This window comes from Clostridium sp. 1001271st1 H5 (genome assembly GCF_005845215.1).
GTDB lineage: Bacteria > Bacillota > Clostridia > Lachnospirales > Lachnospiraceae > Enterocloster.
Genome location: NZ_SPHO01000001.1, coordinates 97,504 through 122,026, shown reverse-complemented (window position 1 = coordinate 122,026; position 24,523 = coordinate 97,504). Strand labels below are relative to the sequence as shown.

Genomic DNA, 24,523 nt, shown 5'->3' with positions numbered 1-24,523 from the left:
TGCGCCTTTACAAAGCAAAAATACCTCCAGTTAAAATAAAAATAGGTCACAGCAGCCAAGGCAATTATGACAGTTTCCAATACTTGACGCAAATCCAATGTTCCACCTCCTATCTACCGCCGCTGCTCCTTGTCGCGATACATATCCAAATCTGCGCAACGAATCAGTTCAGCTGCATTATTTTGTGTCCCAGTTATACCTGCCACGCCAAAGCTGAATGAAATAGTGTTTCCGCAGCATTCCTTTCGGGCCAGCCGGAATCGTATTTCCTCCAGCCGGATTCTGGCATCGTTCTCACAGCAGTCAGGAAGCAGGACGGCAAATTCATCTCCGCCTAACCGGGCAAATACATCTTCTGCCCCCAAATATGCACCAAAGGTATGGGCAAACACAATGAGGTACTGGTCGCCCATGGTGTGTCCCAGAGTATCGTTAATCTGCTTGAGGCGGTCCAGGTCTATATAGACCAGGGCACCGCCTTGGCCCCCTCCCTGTGACAGAAAACCTTCCATTTGTTCCATAAAATACCGGCGTGAGTATATCCCGGTCAGGGCATCCACGTCACGTTTGCTCTGTAAGGCCGCGGCCTGTTGATTTTGCTGTTCCAGCTCCGCCTCCAGCGCTTTATGCTGGTCTTCAAAATGGTGGGCCCGCATCACGGAATATAGGTGCACCAGGCAGCGCAGGATAAAAAACTGCTTAAACACCATACATATAATGAGCAGCACAGGCAGCATGGTCCACTTAATGCTTGTCTGACAAAGCAGGCTGTCTAAACACATAAAAATACTGCAAAACCACAGAAAGGCCATAAAGGGCTCTTTCTCCGCGGCACCCGTCTGGGTGCGTATTACCTCCAGTGGCAGCCCGCGGTGAGGAAGCAGCAAATCAGTCAGAACGCGGGCAGAGACCGCCACAGAAATCGTAATAATCCGCCAGGAAGGCCGTCCAATCACATCGCCCATTGGGACCTTCAGTGCCAAAGCACACAGTCCGATTAGTGTCATATGGATTGACATGGTGATGATATGTAACAGGTTGATTGCAAACAGCTTCTCCTCCCAGGTGTTCCTTGTATAATGCCAGTGAAGCATGTGGCAAAAGAATGCAATCATATAGACCGGCATCAGTGGAATATTGAAGGAGCACCAGAAGGTAAACAGCAGCCCGCCTGGTATGGCGCCAGTCAGCCAAGTAAAAAAGACATTTTTTTGTGGGTAGCCCAGGGTCTCCATTGTCCTTATGGAAGTAAAACCATAGACCAAAAACAGGCAGATGGGCAACGCCAGCCCCCAGCCTATATAGCTATCAGACAGCATTACACTCACCCCTTCATCCGCAACTCTGCCCATATACATATTTAGTGTTTTATATTATAACAAAAAACAGCCGCTATGTAAAACATTCCATGCATTTATTTGGAATTTTTTGTTGTTGGAGATTAATGACTTACGGAAATGGGTTGATATTCCCAATATATGACAGAGCTTGTTAGAACGTATTTTTTGTAGTAAACTTATATGGAGTATAAGAATCATTATCTGTTCCATCTGTGAACAGCTGCGAAAATATAAATATTGAGAGGGATAAAAGTGGAAGTTGATAAAGGCCGGTATACTGTTGCCTATGAATGCTATAAGGCCAGGATACTCTACGGGTTTTACGCTTATGGCGACAGCCTGCCAACGATTCTGACAATCTCGAAGTTATTCCGGATTGCACCATCAACGGCACGCGCTGCTCTGGCGCTTTTAGAAGATGAGGGTTATATTAAAATTGAAGGTAAAAAATCGGCCAGTATTGTTTATCAGGCTGATTCTAACCAGTATCGTGAAAATGCTGCCCGGTATTTTGTTCCCCGTGAGGCAGGCATCAGAGATTTGATTGAAGCAGGGCGGTTGATATTTGAACCATTTTGGGATTGGCGGCTGCAAAGTCTGAGCAGCGATGAGTGGGCTGAATTTATAAAAGAACTGAAACATCCCCGGCCCGGCGCAGCTTCTGTGCAGGCCCAGTTATACTTGTATGCCATGAATACGCTGGACAACAGCCTGATTCAAAATCTATATTGGGAAATGATTCGTTACCTCCGTTTTCCCTATTTAATGCGGGAGGGGGATGACGCCGAATCGCGCAGCGCACTGCTGCACGAGCCGCAGGGGGAGGCTATCAGGCGCTTGAAACAAAAGTATGAAGCAGCAGAACCGCTCCGTCAGGTGTACGGTTTTATCCAAAAGGCCCGCCTGGACGATTGTCTGGATTATACAGAACCCTCTTTCTTTCAATGGCGCCTTGACCGGCCGCACCCACAGCGCCGCTACACTTTGGTTGCACAGCTTATCCACGCAATCGTAAGAGGCCAGTATCCGGCGGGAAGCTACCTTCCCTCCAATCCAACGTTGGCCAGGGAATACCATATGGGTCTGAACACAGTCCGGCGGGCGATTTATATACTGAATGGGTTAGGCATCACCTCCTCCTTTCAGGGGAAGGGAACCCTCGTCAATACAGTCGCAACTCCTGTGGATTTATCCATGCCGGATGTCAGGGCAGGCGTCCGCTATTTTTTGGAGGGTCTGCAGTTAATGACCCTGATGATTCGCCAGGTACTCCTATGTACCCTGGAAACACTTACCCCAGACAGGTTAAACGCACTGGCCCGGTCATTTGAGGAACTGCGGGAGCAGGGGCGGAGTTACATAGCATTCGGAGCTGTTCTCGTTTTTATAGAAAGGAGCTGTCCATTGCTCACTGTGCGGGAATGCTTCCGTATTTTACATGAACTGCTGGCCTGGGGCCATCCGCTGGCCCTGCAGCACACGGATGCATACGGGCTCCATCTCAAATATGTCCCACTGGTACAGAAGGGCGAGCGATTATTGAGAGATGGTGATATAGCCGGTTTTGCTGAATACTGGGAGGAAATCTATTATCAGGATGAGGAAGATGCCAGACGAATGATTGAAGCGGAAAAGGAGAAATTGGGATTGACGCTGAAAAAGAAATAATGACTTATATTCCGGCCCCACATTATACAGGCATTGCAGCTGTTCCTTAATCTTCTTAAACAGGAAACGCTACAATGCCTGATTTATAGTTAACTCCATTGCTTGGCTAAGTCGCCGCCTGTTCTTCACCACACAATCAAACAGTGTCCATAGCTCATTGCGATTTTACTGAGTTTTGTTTATAATCATTCCATTCGTTTTCAAACTGACACTTATTATACATAATAGTTCTCAGCTTTTTATTACATTTCCATACCTTATAAAAATATAATATCAAAACCCCAAAAAATAAAGAAGTATATTTATCGACTTCTACATTATCAAGAAATCTGCCTGCTAACAAGACAATAAATGCCATTGGCGAAAATGCTTTCAATATACCAAGCGTTTCTTTTTGAGCATCTATACCATAATTGCACTTGTTAATCTCTTCCTGAAAAATTATATTGGGATTTCTTAGATATTCCCCACTTTTTATCTTCTCAATCCTTTTTATTCTATTATATAAACTATTGCTGTGTTTTACTTGCAGTGCATGGTATATTAGCCATACAACAATAATCGTTCTCAAATATATTTCAATACTAAACAGTTCATTAAAATTTATATGAAATACTTCTGCTAGAAATAGCTTCAAAAAAAGAACTGAGACAAACTCAATAAACATTTTTTGGGTTTCATATATTATAGAGTGTTAAATATTGCAGACATTTCATCACTAGGACCCTCCTCCCACTGCCACCATCTCACGGCCCCGGATAACTCCTCTTTGGCCTATTGTCCTTCAATCATTTTAAAGGCTACATAATGGGCCTGCGTCAGCGCCCTGAAGGTTGACGGTGTCCTCTGCTTCGAATGTCAAATTACAGAAGAAACCGGAATCAACTTCAGGATGGCGCTGGAATATTGTTTTGAAAGTATCAAGCATGTTATTTTGGAGATGGGGCGTTCTCCAGCAGTTCCTGTGAGGGATAATAACAAAATTAATAAACAAAAAATCCGTATCCCATTTTTACATTATAAATCCCATAGCATGACAGTGTGTCCGGCTGATTCCCGTCTTCATCCACAAAATTCCAACCAGGGTACCAATTGAGGAAATCTTCCGGCACTTCCGCAATCTTTGTATCCGGCGTATACAAAAGATACTCCGTACCGTCCTCCATGCCATATGGTTCAGAATATTTGTTCAGGATACCATCTTCAATCCATTCAACACCGTTTTCTTTTTCTGCTGTGATTTTAGATAATGTCATGGTATATGTATGGCTGTCCATCTGCCTGATATTACCAAACTGTCCGCTGAAATCACAGATATACTGCGTTCCTCTAGGATAGTCGTCTCCGCGGTCTCCCATATCGGAATCAAGGTATGCTCCGTTAAACGATCCATCCTGATTTAATACAATATCAGTTCTCCACGCGCCGGCCCCGCTGCTGAATACGAATTCCAAGGGAAACACATCCGGAAGTTTTGCTTCTCCGGAAGTGCTTGTTCCTGCCGGAACTTCTTCCGGTATCTTACCGTGAGTAGTACCCTCCTCGTCTTTCGCTGTTCCACTGGGAGCAGTCCTATACCGGGTGTCCGTCCCCTCCTGGGTAACAGCCTCAGCAACGGTTGTCCCTATACTGGCACACCGGCTTCCTGTGGGCGTCTGTTCTGGCTGACAGGCAGTAAGAAGCAGAACACCAGCCACAATCCATAATTTGCTTAATTTCATAATCTCCACCTTTCCGGCCACAACCGCTTTCAGCTCCAGCCAATTAGAAAACAAGGATTACCAGTATGTTTTCTGTTCTGTCTTAGAATAACATAAAGTTGTTTCAAAGTTGTATCAAAAGGCGTTGATTTTCTTTCGAACATATTAATTTTTCCTAAATTAAACATCAGGCCGCCCGCCTATCATTTAACATGAAAGGATTCATCGGATTTCTCTGCAAACCATATCTCCTCTGCTGCCATCTGGAAATTGCGAAGCAGTATATTAGAACACATGCTCCAGCCTGAGGGCAGCTTCGAAACGTGCCTTTTCTTCTTCGGTCCACGCATCTATAATCCGCTCCAGTGCATTGATTCGTTCCATATGGCCATCCTTAAATGGCATGCAGTCCTCCAGACATCCTGCCAGTGCCTTGATATCTGACCGCACTCCTGCTGCAATTGGAATCATACCGTCTCCCTCCTGATATATATCTGCATCTTTCACCTCCAATTAAAAAAGGACCGCCACTAAAAGCAGTCCGATGACTGGTAGACACGTTACAATATTTATTTAAATAGACACCAGATGATGAAATCCCCTGAGATGAGAGTTGCCGTTTCGATTATTCACTACCCCTTTTGAAGAAAAAGAAATCGTCAATACACAAAACAAATTCCAAATCTCCGTTCTTTCTTAACCGGAGGACAGCGCAACTGCCGTCCCAAGCCAGCATGATATCCATAGAATCCAAGAGAGCGGCAGAAAACATTTACACTTGTAAAAGTTTTTTCGCTATGCTATAATTTGTTGGGAGGTGACAAAAAATGATTAACAAAAATACAACAAACCCTGCGGCGCTCCGTTCCAGAACGGCTCTGGCCAGATCTTTGGTTCATTTGCTCCTCAAACGTCCGCTAAAAGATATCACGATTGAAGATATCACAAAAAACGCGGGTCTGTCCAGGCAGACCTTTTACACCAATTTTAACCAGAAAGAAGATATCCTGGAGCACTCCTTAAATGTCCTCTTTTCTCTCTTTACCGGCGGGCTGGAGAATCTTCCGCCGACCATAGAGGAGATGCTGGCCGTCTATTTTCACTTTTGGAGCGAACACAAAAAATTTTTGTCCGTACTCTTCGACAACCAGCTTTCCCATATCTTTGCCATCGACAACATCTATCTCTTCAAAAATGAGTTTTCATTCTATGCAGAACAGGTATCACAATCACAGGAGGAAATCCCATATTTGGAAAGTTATCTGGCCGGCCTGACTTACCAGATGCTCCGCACCTGGCAGCAAAATGCCTGGATGGAAGACACGGAACAGATTGTACAAATTGCCAGCCGGCTTTTGAAAGGGGATTTTTTTATTGAAAACAAATGAAAACTGTCAAATAGACCATGGAAATCGTAAACTTATCATTGGAATTATCATTATCGGAGCTTTCATCAGTTCCCTGAACCAGACTGTAATGACTGCATCACTGCCCAGAATTATGACGGAATTCGGTATTACCGCAGGAATCGGCCAATGGCTTACCACCGGTTATCTGCTGTTTATGGGCGTCATGATTCCGTGTACCGGATATCTGATGGAACATTTTTCTTCTAAAAAATTATACCTGGCCTCCGTATTCCTGTTCTTCGTCGGCTGTGCCGCAGCCGCATTTTCTCCCAATGTCTATCTTCTGCTGCTTTCCCGTGTCATCCAGGCTCTGGGAGCCGGAATTCTTCTTCCCCTTCCCCAGGTAGTGGCATTCCGCCTGTACAGGCCGGAAGAACGCGGCTCCATTATGGGAATTGTAGGACTCACCACCGGATTTGCACCGGCCTTCGGTCCTACCTTTGCCGGCTGGATTGCAGATTCCTTTGGATGGCGTTCCATTTTTTATATTATGTGCTTTCTGGCTGCCTTGGGAATTATCCTGGCTTTCTTCAAGCTTCCGGACGAAAAAAGGCATGCGGAAGGAAAGCTGGATATTCTGTCCGTAATCTTATCGACCATCGGCTTCTGTGGTCTGCTGACCGGTGTATCAAATCAGGGAAATTACGGTTTCGTCTCTGCTGCAACCATCGGCCCTCTGGTTGTAGGAATCATTTGCATCGCCCTGTTTGCCCTCCGGCAGTTTAAGCTTTTTTCTCCCCTCTTGGAATTAAGAATTTTTAAAAACAGAAATTTTACCCTGGGAACCATTCTGCTGATTTTTGCCTATGGCTCCATGCTGTCCGTTTCCACTCTGCTGCCCATCTACATCCAGAATTTAAGACAGTACTCTGCCACCATATCCGGGCTGGTTCTGCTGCCAGGTGCGCTTTTCCTGGCCTTCTTAAATCCTCTTTGCGGCAAAATATTGGACAAAAAAGGCCCTTATCTTCTCTCTTTGGCAGGGCTTGCTTTTCTTGGCGGCGCAACATTTTGCCTCTCCTTTATCGGACCGACAACAGCTCTTATGACTGTAATCATTCTGTATGCGTTCCGCATGCTCGGTGTCGTGGCACTTCTCCAGCCGCTTCAAACCTGGTCCGTGAACTCTGTAGAATCTAAATTTGTCGCCCATGGGACAGCACTTATGAATACCGTTCGACAGGTTGGCGGTTCCATCATCAGCGCTCTTTTGGTATCCGTCATGTCGGCTTCTGCAAAAAGCCACGGCGATATGAAGGGAATCGAAACTTCCTTTTTGGTAACTTCTATTATCGTATTTCTCTCGCTTGCCGTTTGTGCTGTTTTGATGCACCCGAAAAAACGCGGCAAAGGAGAATCCTCAGTGAAAGACCACACGGTTGAAACAGTGCCCTCTTCCAAACCGGAACGTTCTCCTGAACATACGATTATCACGATTGCAAGGGAATACGGCAGCGGCGGCCGGGAGATTGGAGCAAAGGTTGCCAAAGCTCTCGGAATTCCTTTTTACGACAGAGAACTGATTGCCCTGGCCGCCAGAGAAAGCGGATTATCCCATCAATATGTAGCCTCTGCAGAGGAAGGGATCTCTCTGCGGGACGCCGCATGGGACTGGGCCGCCCAAAGCTACGGCAATTTTGAAACCCATCTTTTCAATACCGACAATTTAAATGAGGCAGACCGCCTCTATGAGGCCCAGAAACAGGTAATCCAGCAGATTGCCGAGAGTGGTTCCTGCGTCATCATCGGCCGGTGCGCCGACTACATCCTGAAAGAGGATCCTGGCTGTTTCCGCCTCTTCATCCACTCCACTTCAGAAGAGAAACGGCAGCGTATTCAGCAGGAATATGGGATTGCTCCAGAAAAGACGGAGGCTGCCATGAAGCAAAAAGACGGAGAGCGGGCCTTTCACCATAAACGTTATACCGGCCAGGTCTGGGGCTCTCCCTCCAACTACTATATGATCCTAAACAGCGGGCTTTTAGGAATCGACCGGTGTGCCGAACTCATTGTGGAGGGAAGCCGGCATTTCAAATCCTCATAATTTTTGTTTTTTTCAACAGAAAAAGCCGGTCCATTCTCTCCCGCCGCGGGTATTGAATCCGGGGGTTCCCGCCGACAAGAAGAACTCGATTTTCCTCTGCAGACTATGGTATTCTGGATATGCACCCTTAAATTCCCCTATTTAAAAAACAAGAGCTGCTGCAGAATCGCTGATTTCTCAATTATTCCACAGCAGCTCCAAATACAAAAATCAAATAAATAAAATTGCTTTTAAAGATGATAGCTTATCGGCCAAAAAGTTTTTGTTTCTATACTATATCAGCGCAGATTGTGCATATTTTTCACGGCTTCTCCGGTTCCCGAACCGCTGCATCCAGCCTCCCCATTGGTCCGCCGGGCCGGGTTTCAAAGTGGTATCGTTTCCCGTCAATCTCCTGCCAGTCAGTCATCATTTTTCCTTCGCCATCAAAATGATACCAGCCCGGCATTCCATTCCATATGATTTGGTACCACCTATCAGAAGCATAGCCAATTCCCGGTATATAGCATACCCAGAACACGGTTCCGTCGTCTTATGTCCTCATACTCTAATTTCCGCTGCAAACTCCGCCATTACAGGGAGAAACACTTCCCTCATCAGAATCCTCCGAGCTGGAGTGTGAATTAGAAGTTTCCTTATCCACAGCCTTCCAACTGTAAATCAAACGGAAGCTACCCATCTGGTTCCGTAAAATTTCAGTATTTCCATCTCTCAGCACAACGGAATTTCCAAAAATCTCTTTATCACCGACCTCCACGTTCCAGTACCCCTCCGCAGATGACCGTTCCTGCGCATAAAAAATAAGTAGTTCGGTTCTGTCCCCGCCCTTGTCGGTAACGATGTCGTATGTCACATAGCAGACTCTGATATGGAACCGGAAACCTTGCTCCCGGTCTCCAGTTCCTCTATAAAATGTTTTGAGAACATCCAGCATGCCAAGGCTGTTTTTAAAAGGTAACAATCCTTATATTACCTTTTCTATAGCAAAACAGCAGACACTCTTTGTTACCGATGTAATCCAATATTACCTTTGTATTTCCAAAGAAAAATCGACATCTTTCGGCATCTATATCTCATCAATCGCCTTCCCAATATCATGCCTCATATACTTATTCCCAAATTCCACCCACTCCGCAGCCTTATAAGCATTTGCCCTGGCTTCCTTCAGGGTGTTACCTTTGGCTGTAACCCCCAGCACTCTTCCGCCGTTGGTCACAATATTGCCGTCCTTATCGAACTTGCTTCCGGCATGGAATACATAGTATCCGTCCTGTCCGTCAAACCGGTCCAGGCCCTCTATTTTATATCCCTTCTCATAATGCTGCGGATATCCATCCGATGCCAGAACCACACATACGGCTGCGTTATCTTCAAACTCCAGCTCTATCTGGTCCAGGGTGCCGTCCACACAGGCTTCGAACACATCCACGATGTCATTTTTCATCCTGGGCAGGACTACCTGGGTTTCCGGGTCACCGAATCTGGCATTGTATTCCAGCACTTTGGGGCCGTCTTTTGTCAGCATCAGCCCAAAGAATATGATTCCCTTAAACTCCCGTCCCTCAGCCTTCATGGCATCTACGGTGGGCTGGTACACATACTTCCGGCAGAACGCATCCACCTCGTCCGTATAGAACGGACTGGGTGAAAAGGTCCCCATGCCTCCTGTATTCAGTCCCTGGTCCCCGTCCTTTGCCCTCTTGTGGTCCTGGGCCGAGGTCATGATTTTAATGGTATTGCCATCCACAAAGGAGAGCACGGATACCTCCCTGCCTGTCATAAATTCTTCAATTACGATTCTGTCACCGGCAGAGCCAAACTGCTTGTCTAACATCAATGTCTTGACGCCTTCCTTAGCCTCTTCTCTGGTATTACAGATAAGCACGCCTTTTCCCAGTGCCAGGCCGTCCGCCTTCAGAACAATGGGCATAGGGGCTGTCTCCAGATATGTAAGAGCTGCCTCCGGAGAATCAAATGTCTCATAAGCAGCAGAAGGAATATTGTACTTCTTCATCAAATCCTTGGAAAATGCCTTGGAAGCTTCCAGTATGGCGGCGTTTTTTCTGGGTCCGAACACACGGATGCCTGCATTTTCAAATGCATCCACCGCACCGGCTGCCAGCGGGTCATCCGGTCCTACCACCACCAAATCAATGGCCTGTTCCCTGGCAAATGCGACCAGCTTATCAAAGTCCATAACACCGATGTCAACACATTCAGCTACCTTGGCAATGCCTGCATTGCCGGGTGCGCAGTAAAGTTTGTCCACCTTTGGGCTCTGAGCTGCTTTCCATGCGATTGCATGCTCACGTCCGCCGCCGCCTACTATCAATACTTTCATGAAGTTCCTCCTTATTCTGAAAACATGCGCATATTATGTGCGCTACTGTCAAAGGGATGCCGGTACTATTGATGGTTGGCAATCATGTTGATTGCCCTGGGCAGAATGACCCACTCAGCCTGCTCCATAACCCTTCTCTGCAGGACCTCCGGGGTATCTCCTTCTTCCACTTCCACTGCCTTCTGAAGAATAATGGGACCGGTATCCATGCCTCCGTCCACATAATGAACCGTGGCCCCTGTCACCTTCACCCCTCTGGCCAGGGCTGCCTCATGGACCTTAAGCCCATAGTAGCCCACGCCGCAGAAGGAAGGTATAAGGGATGGATGGATATTAATAATACGTCCCTCGTATTTTTCGGTCATGGCCTTAGGAATCATCACCAGGAATCCGGCCAGTACAATCAAATCCAAATGATATTCATCTATTTTCGCGAGAAATGCCTGGTTAAATGCCTCCCTGGACGGAAATTGCCTGGGTGATATGCATACAGCCTCTATCCCGTGCTTCCTGGCCCTTTCAAGCGCGTAAGCACCCGGGTTATTGCTGATAACCACGGATACCTCTGCATTGGTAATCTCACCTTTGTCCATGGCATCCAGGATGGCCTGGAGATTGGTACCCCCGCCGGATACCAGTACACCCACTCTTAGCATAGGGACACACCCTTCTCTCCTTCTTCAACAGAGCCCACTATATAAGGAGCTTCCCCGGCTGCCTTCATGGCTTCCATGGTCTTCTCCACATCAGCAGGGTTAACGGCAACAATCATGCCCAGCCCCATATTATAGGTATTATACATCATCTTCTCTTCAATCTGTCCTTTTTCAGCCAGCAGCTTGAAAATAGGAGGAATGGGATAACTGTCCTTTTTAATAACAGCCTTAACGCCATCTTTTAACATACGCGGAATATTCTCATAAAATCCGCCGCCTGTGATATGGCTGCATGCCTTTATGGTAACTCCTGCTTCCTTCACGTTTCTCAGGGCCTTTACATAAATTTTGGTGGGAGCAATCAGTGCCTCGCCCAGGGTGGTGCCCAGCTCGTCATAATATGTGCTCAGGCCTTCCTTTGTGAGTTCCTTCTCAAACACCTTGCGCACCAGTGAAAAACCATTACTGTGTACGCCGGAAGAAGCCATTCCAATCAGGACGTCCCCTGCACACAGGTTCTCTCCTGTAATCAGGTCCTTCTTATCAACAATTCCCACGGAAAATCCCGCCAAATCATACTCATCTTCCGGATAAAAACCTGGCATCTCTGCTGTTTCTCCGCCAATCAGGGCTGAACCGGACTGCCGGCATCCCTCAGCCACTCCCTTTACGATTGTAGCAATCTTCTCAGGAACATTCTTGCCGCAGGCAATATAATCCAGGAAAAACAGAGGCTCTCCGCCTGCACAGGCCACATCGTTAACGCACATTGCCACACAGTCAATTCCAACTGTGTCGTGCTTATCCATCAGAAATGCCAGCTTCAGCTTGGTTCCCACACCATCGGTGCCGGACAGCAGGGTAGGCTCCTCCATACCCTTGAATGCGGACATGGAAAATGCTCCTGAAAATCCGCCCAGACCGCCTAAAACCTCAGGACGCATGGTTCCCTTTACATATTCCTTCATCAATTCCACTGATTTATAGCCAGCCTCAATATCAACTCCGGCCTTCTTGTAATCCATCATGGTTTTTATCCTCTCTTTTTCTGATTTTCCCTTATATACGCGCTATTTCATCTGTGCAAGATATTCTTTATAGCCCACCTGCTCCAGCTTCTCAGCCTTTTTCACCACATCGTTCTTCAGGCTTTCGGAGTACTCTTTCAGCTTTGCCAGCAGCTCTGCATCGGAAGTAGCCAGTATCTTTGCCGCCAGGATGCCGGCATTGGCGCCGCCATTGATGGCAACGGTTGCCACCGGGATACCGCTTGGCATCTGCACGATGGAATACAGGGAATCCACACCGCCCAGGTCAGATGTCTTCATAGGAATTCCAATAACCGGCATGGGGAAAATAGCCGCGCACATGCCGGGAAGATGCGCTGCCTTGCCCGCGCCTGCGATGATTACCTTAAATCCCTTTTCCTCTGCTGCTTTTGCCCAGTCAAAGAATACATCAGGCTCCCTGTGCGCGGAAATGATTGTCATCTCATAATCAATGCCCAGCTTATCCAGAATCTCAGCTGCCTTTGCCATAACAGGCATATCAGAGTCGCTTCCCATTACAATTCCTACTTTTGCCATTATTCGTTCTCCTTTTCTAAAACTCATTATCCTTGTAGATAATTATTATTAGTTTATCTTATAAGTATCTTTATATAGCTTAATTCTACTTATAATCATAATACTAGGAAATGCTTATGCCGTCAATACAAAACTTGAAAAAAGTCTGCTGCATTTTCCATTGTTTTTTGTATGGTATTTGCACAAAAGCACCTGTCCCCCCTTGCTTACAATTTATTTCCCAAACTGTACTGCACGAATAAATACGTTAAAGTACTTGGTGCCTGCTAAAGTATGAATAAAAATATGCAAGGGAGCGCAGATATGGAGCCAGTGTGGTCCACAATGCATTCCCTTGCAAAATCCCTTTTTTTCTTCCGGTATCCTTTTTCTGTTTTTCTTATATCCTTACCTTATTCCTCATATATCCTTCCCCTGATGCCTCATGGCCTGTCAGAGTAATTTCAGACATTGTCTCAATCTTTGAAACCGGATACACGTTAATCCTTTCTGATTCACATTTTTTGTTCCATTAACAGCCGCTTATCTCCTATCTCTGACCATGACTGGCATTAATCATCGTGGTCATTGTCGTCGTGGTCGTCATCATCCCGGTCATTGTCATCCTGGTCATCATCATCCCGGTCGTCATCATCCCGCTCATCGTCATCCCGGTCATCATCATCCCGCTCATCATCATCCCAGGCTCCCGCCGCATTGTCCCAGTCCACATCCACAATCTTACCGGTAGAGGCATTTACATCCACCTCAAGCTTCTTTCCCTTTACCAAAAATTCCAGTTCATATACACCGTCATCCAAATCACAATCCTTATAGGTCACTTCATTTTCCTTCAGCCCTAATTCCTTTATAGCGATTTGCTTGGCTTCATTCTTACCTATATATACCTGGTCTGACTGTTTACCGTTATCCTTAAGTGTTATGGTAATATCAATACCGCGCCTGTTAACCACATCCCAAGCAGCATCTTCCATCTCCTTCATGAAGTCGGTTCTGGGATAAACGGACCCCTTTTCCGACTCAATAACCAGTTCCTTGTCATTTCTGTCTTGATGGAACCAGCCCTTATCATCCATGCGCTTGACCAGTTTCCGAACCACTGTGTCGCAGTCCACACCATAAAAATCACCTGCTCCTTCCAATAACCTTCTTCCGTCCTGATTCATTCCCTTTGCCTCCAGGACCTCCCCCTCCCGGTCATAGGAAAGAGAGATTTTGGGACCTGCGCTGAGGAACACACGTCCCCAGGTTTCTTCCTGAATCCTTGTTTCCTTAACGGAAGGCGCCCCTAATGCCGTGCTGCCTGCACCCGGTAAAGTAAGTGCCATGAAGCCTGCACATGCCAATATAGCTGCCTTTTTAATCCTCTTTGTCGTCATAATTATTTTCCTCCTGTCTTCTATATGATTTATTTATCTACATTCATAGAATACGAAGGGCTAAACATGAAACCGGGGTAGAAGAAAAAAATAGTTCGTTTTTTTATTCTGTACTAATTTTCACCCTTACTGCTGTTTTTGCAGCCGTTTTCTCCTGCTGTTCTGCCGCCAGTTTTCCTGCTATTTTCCCCTTCCATTATCCCATATCAAGTCCTCTGGCAACCCCCAGGCAATCTCCCATACAGAATGCAAACCGCCCATACAGAATCCAGACCGTCCATACAGAATCCAGGCCGCCAATGTTGACAAATATCTTTCTCTGTGATATAGTTGCCGCATTGTAATGAAGGAGAGGCAGTATGGGCTTTTATATATTAAATCAACCTCGGAAGAAAGAGAGCTCTGTACAATTCATACCGATGAAACATTGTACAGAGTACGGCGTATCTTATGCGCTTTTGTGATTTCATCGGGAAGCAGAGTAATAACCGGGAGGCAGAAGTGTAGGCTGCCGCTTGTTTGATTGCTCTTTTTCCCGTGGTTATCCGTGCATAAAAGGCTGTGGACAATGTTTTGTCCATGGCCTTTTGTAATGTGAGGAAATCTTTTTGATTTTTTATGGCAGAAGGCAGATGCATGATTTGCATCCACCTTCTGCCTATTTTTTTGCCCCGGATATCAGATGTACGGTTTCCTCCCACGTTTCCTTCCACATTTGCTTTCATACGGCATTTACTGTCCATCCATGCGTTGCAGCACATTATCAAACATAAAAGGAGTATTTCAATTATGAGTTTATTAGACATAACAGGACTTTCCCATACTTATGGTGACAGCTGTCTTTACAGCGATTCTGACCTTTCCCTTAACCACGGGGAACATATGGGAATTGTGGGCCAGAACGGAACCGGCAAGAGTACGCTTATCAAAATTTGTACGGAACAGGTTATTCCTGATTCAGGACGTGTCGTCTGGCAGCCCGGTATTACCATTGGTTATCTGGACCAGTACGCTAATACCCATCATGGCATGACCATGGAGCGGTTTTTAAAATCATCCTTTGCCAGTCTGTATGAGCTTGAAACTAAAATGACAAAGCTTTATGATGAGGCGGCATCAGCCTGCAATATGGATGCGCAGAACCAGGCATCGCTGTATCAGGAGGAACTGGAGCGCAGCGGTTTTTATTCCATAGATACCCGTATTGCCCAGGTGGTTACAGGCCTGGGGCTGACAGCAATCGGTCTGTCCCGTCCGCTGGAAGACATGAGCGGAGGGCAGCGGGCCAAGGTCATCCTGGCCAAACTTCTTTTGGAAAAGCCGGATGTCCTTCTCCTGGATGAACCCACTAATTTTCTTGACAAGGAACATGTGGAATGGCTGGGCTGTTACCTTTCGACCACAGAAAATGCCTTTATGGTCGTTTCACACGACCATGCATTCCTGGAACGGATATGTACACGCATCTGTGATATAGACAACGGAAGGCTGACCAAATATTACGGCACCTATTCGGAATTTCTGAAAAAGAAAGCATTTCTGCGTGAAAACCATATACGACAGTACAATGCACAGCAAAAACAAATCCGGCAAACAGAGGAATTTATACGAAAAAACATAGCCGGAAGAAAATCCCAGATGGCCCGCGGACGGCAAAAACAGCTGGACCGTATGGAAAAGCTGGAAGCCCTGGACCTAAAAGAAATCAAACCGGAATTTTATTTTCAATGCCTCCCCCTGACCAAATGCCTGCATTTGTCCGTAAAACGCCTGTCCGTGGGTTATGATTATCCAATCTTGTCCCATCTGGATTTCTCCGTCACAGGCGGACAGAAGGTGGTGGTTACGGGATTTAACGGCATCGGAAAATCCACCCTGCTGAAGACGCTGACAGAAAACCTGGCTCCTTTGTCCGGTATCTTCACGTTTTCACAACAGGTTACAATCGGATATTTTGACCAGGAGCTCGTCTGGGAAAATGATATGCTGACTCCTATACAGATTGTCTCCAACGCTTATCCGGAGCTTATACTCAAGAAGATACGCCGGCATCTTACACGCTGCGGGATTTTAAGCCGACAGGCCATGCAGCCCATGGGCACATTAAGCGGCGGCGAACAGGCAAAGGTCAAACTATGCCTGCTGACTCTTAGTCCCTGCAATTTTTTGATTATGGATGAGCCCACCAACCACCTGGATATTCAGGCGAAAGAAGCGCTGAAGACAGCCCTTAAGAGCTTTCCCGGAACCATACTGCTGGTTTCCCATGAGGAATCATTTTACCGCAGCTGGGCAGACCGTATCATACACATTGGTGACCATACTTCCCCTTAAATGTGCGGCAACCCTTTTTATTAATAATTAAAAGGCGGGGCCGGATGGAATACTAACACACAGTCCATCCGGCTCCGTCCTTCTTTTAGTTGTGCTGTAACCTTTATCTTTATTATATCTTCAAAAAAAATCTTATTAAAACATCTTTATGGAACAGAAGAATACAGGGTCTGTACATGATGTCAGTCGTCATCGTCTTTATCATCATCCTCATCACTATCATCGTCGTCATCGCCATCGGAGTCCTCGTTATCAGAATCATCCTTATCAGAATCTTCGTGATTGGCATCATCCCGTTCCCTGCCATCTGCATCATCCGCATCATTATCCCTGTCGCCATCCGCATCACTGCGTTTTATCACCGTTTTATCATTTCCGGATTTATCCCTGCCCTTTTTTATATCATCCTCACTGTTATCAGTATCCTCTTTGCCGGAATCGTCTTTATCATCATCTTTGTCTGCATCACCTTTGTCCGCATCATCTTTATCATCATCATCTTTATCATCATCGTCTTTGTCATCATCGCCTTTATCGTCATCATCTTTATCATCATCATCTTTGCCGGCATCGTCTTTATCATCACCTTTATCCGCATCCCTGCCGCCTTTATCCGAACCATCATCCGTGCCGCCCGCATCGCCTCTGCTGCCATCCGTCCCTTCCTTTATTCCCTCCGGAGGTACCCCGATGAATGCAGGCTTATCCCCTCCTGTTCCTCCCGGCATTCCTGCATCATGATGGGGGGAGGCTGCAGGAGTCCCGTCTTTGTTTAGACTCTCAACATGTATCTCCACCTGCATACGGTTCTTAAAAAGGGTATCCAGTCCTGTGCGGATGGCATCCGCCCGCTTTTCCTTCCAGCGTTCGCTGCCGCCCGAGGCAGCCACATACACAGACCCGCCCTCTGACAGATATCCCATTTCCATGGCCCGTTCCACCAGAAGTTCTGTCATGTATTCTGAATTACTTCCCTTATATGATACCTGGTCAATGAGCTGTTTTCCGTCCTCATTTACACCTTCCAGACCAACCACGCGGTCCATATAGCTGACGGACATCCTTACATCCGGATTGATGCTTACCTCCACGGTGCCATAGGGCACCCTGTATGCGCCGTAGGCACCGCCTCCCAATACTGCCAGGCACAGACAGGCAGCCGCTGCCAGAGGAACCAGCCGGAGCAGGACAGAAGCCCCCGGCATCTGTGCGGCAATTATCTCTCCTATCACCTGGCCCTCATGGTAACCCAGATTGGCAGCCTTTATCATTCTGCCCTGGTTGTCAAGGACAATAACATATGCCGGATGGCATTCCATTACAAGATAGGTCATAGGGCTCCCTCCTTTCCCGGTGATATCTGGCACAGATGTCCGCGGATAATCTCATATCCGTTCGTGTAGGCCAGTAAAATGGCAACCAAATACGTCCGGTGCCGTTCCAGGGTCTTTCTGGATACGCCGGACAGCTCCGACAGTTCTGCGATGGGCAGTTTATGGCTCTGCATCAGGCGTTCCAGCAGCTTGGGATTCCTTTTGGCAGCCTCCAGCACTTTATGGCATGCTTTAAGGGTGCGGTCCTGCCGGGGGCAGTTATCCGCCACATCAGACAGGGTTATGCTGTATTCGGACAGGTTTCTTCGGAATTCCTCCAGCTCCTCCCTGGTGGCTGTCCTCACATTCCACTGCTGGATTCCGTTTTTCTCATCAGGCGTCACTTCCCATAAGGCATGGGATTCCTCCTCCTGGCCTGCCGGAGCGTCAAAGGAAACCAGTCCCTGGTGGCGTCCCTCTTTCCTGATATAATCTATGAGCCGGCGGCGTATGGCCGTGGCGGCATATGGCAGAAATGCGCCTCTGCCCCTCTCGTATCCACGGACCGCTTCATAAAAGGCAAACATGGCCACACTAAGCTGGTCCTCCCTGCCCTGGACCGGCACACCCTGGGTAAAGCGGGCAGTCTCTGCCTGTATGAAATTCATATACTGGTCAATCAGACGGTCGGCTGCTTCCGGATTCTTCTTTGCCTCATAAACCAGATGGACTATCTGGTGCTCTTCCCCCAAGATATCACCTCCATTTAGTATAGAATACGCAGCCCCCTTTTCTGTTCCGGGGTCGCAGGAAAATTCATTGCTTTTTATTTAGTATAACAGAAAAAACCACTTGTTCCATCTGTAAATCGGATAGAACAAGTGATTTTTTCGCAAAAAAGAAGACACCATCCCATCCCGGAACAGTGTCTCCCTCAACTATCATCCAAACATTTTATCTACAGCCAATTCCATCCGGCCGGCTATCCGCCTCATCCAGCGCCTCATTCAGTTCCTCTGTGCCTTTCAGCACAAACCTGCCCTGACAGATAATATCAATCTGGCTCCCGTCGGCCCTTACAGCCTTTATATCCCCCAATTCCGAATAAGGAATCGTGATATCCGTGTGGCAGCTGAAATACGCCCTGGACATATCCGTCCTTCTGAGAAGGGATATCTCATTGTCCCTGGCTATGACCTCCCTGCCGTCCGGATTATACATGGGCGAATCCTCCGCAAAGCTGTAACAGGTATCACCCACCGCGAAATGGGGACCCATCTTCTCAGCTATGAGGATGGGCAGCTTGTCGCCGATGGAAAACCTTCTGGCCATGGCGTAAGCCGTGGTGTTGGTCCCAATTGCAAATTCTCCCAAAGGCAGCCAGTCATGGTTCCGCATAATAACCTGCTTCACCAGCGCCCGGCCCTGTATCAAGGCATCCCCGGCCATTCCGCCGTTCCCGGCGCCCCTGGCCTCCCCGTCATCCCTGGCCGTTCCGGCATCCCCGCCAGCCTCAAAATTCCCGCAGGAATACTCCGTTACCCTGCCATCCTTAAACACCATGCGCAGGTTCCTGAACTGATAATCCTCCACATAGACATTCTTTACATGCAGCAAACCCTCTGTCCCCGCCAATACAGGGGACGTAAAAACCTCCCCCAGCGGAATGTTCACATCGGACACGCAGTTTTCAAAGTTGGTTTCCTTGGTCCTGTCCTTCAGCGGATGAAGGGCCACCTTCATGGATGTTTCATTGCCGTCACGGCCTGTTATGAGCACATGGTCGGCCTCATCCAGGGCCAGGATAATGCATTGCTGTATTTTCTGGTATTTCTCATAATCCAGTGTATTGATTCGGATGGTTTCCCTGAAAACCGCCTCAAAATCCGGCCCAATCTCAGGCTTCGGGAAAGCAATGATGGTAAAGCTGGTCTCGTCACCCGGCATATATTGATTCACAATCTGCCTGGACTCATTGGCATAGGCAACGGTCAGCGCCTCCTGATGGGCATTGAGGGCCAGCGCGGTCTTTTTATTCACCGGCGTAAAGCCTTCCTCACCAAATGTCTCCACCAAAGCAGGCCCTGCGCACCAGTCAGCTTCCTTCCTGTATGCTTCATAGGCAGACCGCAGGACAGCCAGTTTTCTCTCCTTAAAGGCATTGCCCATGTAAAAGGCGCTGTCATAACGGTGGTCATAATCATACTGTTTGTTGGGGGATGTACCGTAGTATCCCCTGCGGCCGTTGGCCCTGCGGTTCACAGACTCCACTGCCGCCCGGTAACAGATGGGCTCAAGCCCCATTTCCCGGAAATACTCCATTGCCCTTCGAATCATGCGCTCAAAGCCCAGCTGGAATTCCACCACAACGGTGCGCTTCTTCTTCAGGTCCCTGCCCATGACCTGGAACCCCTTCCTGAATCCTTCCGTATATGTGGATGCCATCCGGTCAATGGTCTCCTGGGGAAGACGGTTCATGAAAGAGGCCAGCTTTATCTCTGTCTCCGAAACGTATTCCCCGTAAGCATAGAGATACCGCAAATCCGTCAGGTCCTGCTTCATCACAATATCCGTTCCAAAGGAAAGGGCCGGGTCCAGTCCTTCCCGAATCCGCCAGTCCACGGTCACCTCCGCATAGTCGCTGACAAACCAGTACAGGGAATCCTTAATCAGCTGCTCCTGGGGCTCCTTCCTCCCTTCCTCCCATGCCTGGGCGAACAGGTTATATACCTCCAGAAACAGCTCGTTCAATATGGTGATATTCATAAGCCGCATTTCAAATGCATATACAATATCCGCCCGGATTTCCGTATAAAGAAAGGATAAAAGCTGGCCGTATCCGTCCCCCAGGACCTCCACCGCGTGGTCCGGATTGGCAAAGCTCTCTCCGTAATTTTCAGGCAGAATATCACGGTACAGGGCATGATTCTCCTTCTGCAGCGACTCCAATGCCGGAACAGCTTCATTCATTCCGCCTTTCCGGCTAAAGCCCGTGCCTTCCACCCGCTCCACCAGCCCTTCTATCTGGCCGATAAAAGCTGAAACCTTCTTAAAATAACAGCCGTAAGGCAGCTGCATCTCCTCTGTGTCCATGGACCGGATACGCTCCATGGACAATTCGTAACGCTCCCTTACGGCATCATTCTCTTCCTGTAATAAGATTCTGTAATCCATTTGCATCTACTCCCATCTATCTTACGATACCGGTTATGATAATCACAGCCCACACAATGACCAGCACAATGCTGATGCTGATTCCTATCTTAGCCAGTATGTAATTGCGGTCCTTTTCCATAAATGAGCGCACCCCGTACCACAGCCCCATAAGGGCTGCAACAAGGCTGGAAAATCCATAGGCCCCTGTATTCAGACCTCCCTGGCCTGCCATTGCTACCGACAAATACATGCTGGCTGCACCCAACGCCAGTCCCAGCACCGCCAGTACCAGACAGTAATAGCTGTTTCTCGCAAAAGGATTCCTCACATACGATACTTTATCGCCAATCTGTCTCAACGTGAAAGCCTCCTTTTTCTCAATTTGCACCGGGTCCACTGCACCAGGCGGTAACAAAGATAGCCTGCGGCTGCCCCCAGGGTGTTGAGGAACATATCATCCACATCAAAGCTTCCCACCTTGAACACCAGCTGCAGCGTCTCCAGCATCAGGCTGAAAACAAAACCGAACATAACCGTGTTGTACCACTTCTTACTGCGTCTGCTGATAATGGGGAGAAAGAACCCAAAAGGCATAAAGGCCGCCACGTTTCCTATGATATTAATCATGAACAGTGTTGGCCCCAACACATCATAATGCCGGAAATACCGGGTGATTTCCTTAAAGGGCACCAGATTGTACTGGTACCCCCTGTCTGTGTCCGTACGCCCAAAGGACTCCGAAAAAAACATGAAATACGCCAGGAAACAGAGATACAATATAAATAATACCCATCCCAGCTTTTGACGCTTTGTTGTATTTCTTATCATTGTCAGCCCCGCTTACTAAAATTCAATCTCAGATTTTCGTTTCAGCAGCAAAGCTCCGTTTACAATGGAAATGATTCCAACCGTAAGGCCGGTCACTGCTATGATGACTCCCACCGCTATGCAGCCGGCCCCTGTGTTACGCATGGTCTTATACACTCTCTCCATATTCATCGCCTTTCTTCTTGGATACATCATTATGCCTGGGCTCCATACTGCCCGTAATAAGCGTCAATGGCTGCCTTTATCTGATGGTCGATGACTACCTTGCCATTTTTTTCTTTATTGTAGAGGTGCTCCACCACATCTGCCATGGATACAATGGCTGCTGTCGGGAAACCATATAAATCCTTAATCTCATCCAGGGCGCTCTTTGTGCCTTTGCCCCGCTCCATTCTGTTTAGCGATACCATAAGTCCCTTGATTTCCACATTTCCCTGGGCCTTGATAATGGGGAAGGTCTCCTCAATGGATTTGCCGGAGGTTGTCACATCCTCGATGATGACTACCTTGTCCCCGTCTTTGATAGGGCTGCCCAAAAGGATGCCTGCATCGCCGTGGTCCTTAACCTCCTTGCGGTTGGAACAATAGCGGATATCCTTTCCGTACAGTTCGCTGATTGCCATGGTGGTTGCCACGCTTAAGGGTATTCCCTTATAAGCCGGCCCAAAGAGCACGTCAAAATCCAATCCGAAATTGTCGTGTATGGCCTTTGCATAATACTCTCCCAATTTTCTCAGCTGGGTTCCGGTAACATAGCTTCCTGCATTCATGAAAAACGGGGACTTGCGTCCGCTCTTTAATGTGAAATCACCGAATTTGAGCACATTGCTCTCAACCATAAAATCTATGAATTCCTGCTTATAGTTTTCCATCTTCCTTAAACCTCCTGTATTTACGGGTCTTTTAACCTCTTACCTGCTTCTTTTGTTTCTGTCTTACCCGGCCCGGCCTTACCTGGCTGTTCCTACCTCACAGCTCCTATAAGGTCCCGGATATCCTCAATTCCGTACCTCTCCATGTAGGCCCGGATTCCATCCACAGTCTCCACCGTGGCATATGGGTTATGGAAATTGGCCGTGCCAATGGCAACCGCCGTGGCGCCTGCCAGTATGAATTCCAGGGCGTCGTCCGCATTCCTGATTCCTCCCATGCCGATAATAGGAACCTTCACTGCCTGGGCAGCCTGGTATACCATACGGACAGCCACCGGCTTGACAGCCGGACCGGACAGCCCTCCTGTCTTGTTGGCCAGCGCAAACGCCCTCTTATGAATGTCAATCTTCATGCCTGTCAGGGTATTGATTAAAGAAATGGCATCTGCCCCGCCTGCCTCAGCCGCCCTGGCCATGACAGTGATGTCTGTCACGTTGGGACTGAGCTTCATGATGATGGGCTGCTTTGCATGGGCCTTTACCTCTCTGGTAATGGCCTCAACTGCCTTTGGGTCCTGGCCGAAAGCGATTCCGCCTTCCTTTACATTGGGACAGGATATATTGATTTCCAGCATGTCTGCCGGCTGGTCCCCCAGGCGCTCCACCACGTCAATATATTCTTCCGTGGTCTTTCCGCAGACATTGACCACGATTTTTGTATCATACTGTTTCAAAAAAGGAATATCCCTCTTTGTGAACACGTCAATGCCCGGATTCTGAAGGCCGATGGCATTGAGCATGCCGCCGTAGACTTCCGCTATCCTGGGAGTGGGATTGCCCGGCCACGGCACACTTGCCACGCCCTTGGTAACCACTGCGCCCAGACGGTTCAAATCCACGAATTCACTGTATTCCATGCCGGAGCCAAATGTGCCCGACGCTTCCATCACCGGATTCTTAAATTCCACACCGGCAATCTTTACACTCATATTCATCTAAACGGTACCTCGCTATCTTTCACCTATACATGCCGTGTCCTGCCGGACCTTCCCGCCTCCGGGCGCATTTCGCCGGACCCATCCAGCCGGATGCTCTTACAGCTCAATCTCCTCTGCCCGGAACACCGGACCGTCCTTGCAGATACGTTTATTGTGTACCTGTGAATGGTCGTCCACCTCTTTGGACTGGCACACGCAGGCCAGACAGGCGCCCACGCCGCAGGCCATCTTCTCTTCCAGGGAAAGCCAGCACTCCAGCCCCTTCTCAGCCGCATATGCCTTCAGTGCGCGGAGCATGGGAGTGGGGCCGCAGGCGTAAATGATATCCGCCGTAAGGCCCTGTTCGCGGACAGCATCCAGTACATTGCCCCTGGTGCCGGAGCTGCCGTCCTCTGTGGCAGCATATACCGGACCGTATGCTTCAAATTCATCCTTTAAGAACATCTGGCTGTCCCTGTATCCCAGCACGGACTGGACCAGACCGCCCTCCCCGGCTGCATTCAGCCCATAAAGGGCTTTTGCCAGCTCTAACATAGGGGGAACGCCTATGCCTCCGCCTATCAGAAATGCCTTTTTGCCGGCTTTTAAGGGAAATCCATTGCCCAGGGGTCCCAGGACATCAATGGTATGGCCTGCCTTTAGTTCAGAAAACTCCTTTGTCCCTTCCCCTGCAATGCGGTATACCAGTCTCAGCTCCCCCTTTTCCTTATCAATGCCGCACAGGCTGATGGGGCGCGGAAGAAGCCTTGCCCCGTCTTTGGAATAAAGGGATACAAACTGGCCCGGAACCGCTGTCTCTGCTATCTCAGGCGCTTTTATCCTCATATCGTATATATCGGCAGCCAGCTGTTCCTGGAACGTGATGGCTGCTGTCATTTTTACTTTTGCCATAACATGAA

General features: G+C 48.0%; 24 protein-coding genes. 4 read left to right on the top strand and 20 right to left on the bottom strand.

The genetic code is table 11. The annotated features are described in order from the left end of the window. Positions 1–113: 113 nt before the first annotated feature. Entirely contained in the window at positions 114–1,319 is a 1,206-nt protein-coding gene (locus FGS84_RS00510; protein ID WP_138305797.1) for a GGDEF domain-containing protein, read from the bottom strand. Positions 1,320–1,592: 273 nt separating this feature from the next. Between FGS84_RS00510 and FGS84_RS00505 the strand changes: the two genes are divergently transcribed. Further along, the gene (locus FGS84_RS00505) at positions 1,593–3,008 is read left to right on the top strand and encodes a GntR family transcriptional regulator (protein ID WP_138305796.1); all 1,416 of its coding nucleotides are present in this window, start codon (positions 1,593–1,595) and stop codon (positions 3,006–3,008) included. Between the two features lie 154 nt (positions 3,009–3,162). On the opposite strand, the gene FGS84_RS00500 is transcribed toward FGS84_RS00505, so the two are convergent. The 3 genes from FGS84_RS00500 to FGS84_RS00490 form a co-directional block, all read right to left on the bottom strand. Next, on the bottom strand, positions 3,163–3,645 hold the full coding sequence (locus FGS84_RS00500; RefSeq protein ID WP_178332076.1) for a hypothetical protein: 483 nt from the start codon (positions 3,643–3,645) through the stop codon (positions 3,163–3,165). Positions 3,646–3,991: 346 nt separating this feature from the next. Further along, the gene (locus FGS84_RS00495; protein WP_138305794.1) at positions 3,992–4,729 is read right to left on the bottom strand and encodes a hypothetical protein; all 738 of its coding nucleotides are present in this window, start codon (positions 4,727–4,729) and stop codon (positions 3,992–3,994) included. A gap of 264 nt (positions 4,730–4,993) precedes the next feature. Continuing rightward, positions 4,994–5,179, bottom strand: a complete 186-nt coding sequence (locus tag FGS84_RS00490) for a hypothetical protein (RefSeq protein ID WP_138305793.1) — start codon at positions 5,177–5,179, stop codon at positions 4,994–4,996. Positions 5,180–5,535: 356 nt separating this feature from the next. Between FGS84_RS00490 and FGS84_RS00485 the strand changes: the two genes are divergently transcribed. Together FGS84_RS00485 and FGS84_RS00480 are read left to right on the top strand one after the other, a co-directional pair. Then, positions 5,536–6,096 carry a TetR/AcrR family transcriptional regulator gene (locus FGS84_RS00485; protein ID WP_138305792.1) on the top strand — a complete coding sequence of 187 codons (561 nt, stop codon included), beginning with the start codon at positions 5,536–5,538 and terminating at the stop codon, positions 6,094–6,096. After that, entirely contained in the window at positions 6,083–8,161 is a 2,079-nt protein-coding gene (locus tag FGS84_RS00480; protein WP_138305791.1) for a DHA2 family efflux MFS transporter permease subunit, read from the top strand. The genes FGS84_RS00485 and FGS84_RS00480 overlap by 14 nt, the downstream gene beginning before the upstream one ends. A 547-nt stretch (positions 8,162–8,708) precedes the next feature. Here the strand turns inward: FGS84_RS00480 and FGS84_RS00470 are convergent. The 7 genes from FGS84_RS00470 to FGS84_RS30685 form a co-directional block, all read right to left on the bottom strand. After that, the gene (locus FGS84_RS00470; protein WP_138305789.1) at positions 8,709–9,014 is read right to left on the bottom strand and encodes a hypothetical protein; all 306 of its coding nucleotides are present in this window, start codon (positions 9,012–9,014) and stop codon (positions 8,709–8,711) included. Positions 9,015–9,227: 213 nt separating this feature from the next. Further along, positions 9,228–10,502, bottom strand: coding sequence for a phosphoribosylamine--glycine ligase (gene purD, locus FGS84_RS00465; RefSeq protein WP_138305788.1), 1,275 nt, complete (start codon positions 10,500–10,502; stop codon positions 9,228–9,230). A gap of 65 nt (positions 10,503–10,567) precedes the next feature. Beyond that, positions 10,568–11,158 carry a phosphoribosylglycinamide formyltransferase gene (gene purN, locus FGS84_RS00460; protein WP_138305787.1) on the bottom strand — a complete coding sequence of 197 codons (591 nt, stop codon included), beginning with the start codon at positions 11,156–11,158 and terminating at the stop codon, positions 10,568–10,570. Next, positions 11,152–12,183: a phosphoribosylformylglycinamidine cyclo-ligase gene (gene purM / locus FGS84_RS00455; protein WP_138306219.1), complete on the bottom strand. Its 1,032-nt coding sequence runs from the start codon at positions 12,181–12,183 to the stop codon at positions 11,152–11,154. The genes purN and purM overlap by 7 nt, the downstream gene beginning before the upstream one ends. A gap of 45 nt (positions 12,184–12,228) precedes the next feature. Next, positions 12,229–12,744, bottom strand: coding sequence for a 5-(carboxyamino)imidazole ribonucleotide mutase (gene purE / locus FGS84_RS00450; protein ID WP_138305786.1), 516 nt, complete (start codon positions 12,742–12,744; stop codon positions 12,229–12,231). Between the two features lie 551 nt (positions 12,745–13,295). Continuing rightward, positions 13,296–14,123: a PepSY domain-containing protein gene (locus FGS84_RS00445; protein WP_138305785.1), complete on the bottom strand. Its 828-nt coding sequence runs from the start codon at positions 14,121–14,123 to the stop codon at positions 13,296–13,298. 374 nt (positions 14,124–14,497) lie between these two features. After that, positions 14,498–14,848, bottom strand: coding sequence for a hypothetical protein (locus tag FGS84_RS30685; RefSeq protein ID WP_171042506.1), 351 nt, complete (start codon positions 14,846–14,848; stop codon positions 14,498–14,500). A gap of 64 nt (positions 14,849–14,912) precedes the next feature. Here FGS84_RS30685 and FGS84_RS00440 point away from each other — a divergent pair, with 64 nt between their 5' ends. Further along, positions 14,913–16,457 (top strand): ABC-F family ATP-binding cassette domain-containing protein, encoded by a 1,545-nt coding sequence (locus FGS84_RS00440; protein WP_138305784.1) that lies wholly within the window; start codon positions 14,913–14,915, stop codon positions 16,455–16,457. 182 nt (positions 16,458–16,639) lie between these two features. On the opposite strand, the gene FGS84_RS00435 is transcribed toward FGS84_RS00440, so the two are convergent. The 9 genes from FGS84_RS00435 to FGS84_RS00395 form a co-directional block, all read right to left on the bottom strand. After that, positions 16,640–17,791, bottom strand: a complete 1,152-nt coding sequence (locus tag FGS84_RS00435; RefSeq protein WP_138305783.1) for a hypothetical protein — start codon at positions 17,789–17,791, stop codon at positions 16,640–16,642. Continuing rightward, entirely contained in the window at positions 17,788–18,522 is a 735-nt protein-coding gene (locus FGS84_RS00430; protein WP_138305782.1) for a sigma-70 family RNA polymerase sigma factor, read from the bottom strand. Before FGS84_RS00430 ends, FGS84_RS00435 begins: the two co-directional genes overlap by 4 nt. 202 nt (positions 18,523–18,724) lie before the next feature. Beyond that, positions 18,725–20,944 carry an aminopeptidase gene (locus FGS84_RS00425; RefSeq protein ID WP_138305781.1) on the bottom strand — a complete coding sequence of 740 codons (2,220 nt, stop codon included), beginning with the start codon at positions 20,942–20,944 and terminating at the stop codon, positions 18,725–18,727. A gap of 16 nt (positions 20,945–20,960) precedes the next feature. Next, positions 20,961–21,284 carry a hypothetical protein gene (locus tag FGS84_RS00420; RefSeq protein ID WP_138305780.1) on the bottom strand — a complete coding sequence of 108 codons (324 nt, stop codon included), beginning with the start codon at positions 21,282–21,284 and terminating at the stop codon, positions 20,961–20,963. Beyond that, complete coding sequence (locus FGS84_RS00415) at positions 21,281–21,754, bottom strand: VanZ family protein (protein WP_138305779.1); 474 nt, start codon at positions 21,752–21,754, stop codon at positions 21,281–21,283. The genes FGS84_RS00420 and FGS84_RS00415 overlap by 4 nt, the downstream gene beginning before the upstream one ends. Positions 21,755–21,769: 15 nt before the next feature. After that, a complete protein-coding gene (locus tag FGS84_RS00410; RefSeq protein WP_044918417.1) occupies positions 21,770–21,919 on the bottom strand; it encodes a hypothetical protein in 150 nt (49 codons plus the stop codon). Positions 21,920–21,948: 29 nt separating this feature from the next. Further along, entirely contained in the window at positions 21,949–22,626 is a 678-nt protein-coding gene (pyrE, locus tag FGS84_RS00405) for an orotate phosphoribosyltransferase (protein ID WP_138305777.1), read from the bottom strand. Between the two features lie 92 nt (positions 22,627–22,718). Continuing rightward, on the bottom strand, positions 22,719–23,621 hold the full coding sequence (locus FGS84_RS00400) for a dihydroorotate dehydrogenase (RefSeq protein ID WP_138305776.1): 903 nt from the start codon (positions 23,619–23,621) through the stop codon (positions 22,719–22,721). Positions 23,622–23,720: 99 nt separating this feature from the next. Next, on the bottom strand, positions 23,721–24,515 hold the full coding sequence (locus FGS84_RS00395) for a dihydroorotate dehydrogenase electron transfer subunit (protein ID WP_138305775.1): 795 nt from the start codon (positions 24,513–24,515) through the stop codon (positions 23,721–23,723). Positions 24,516–24,523 lie beyond the last annotated feature (8 nt).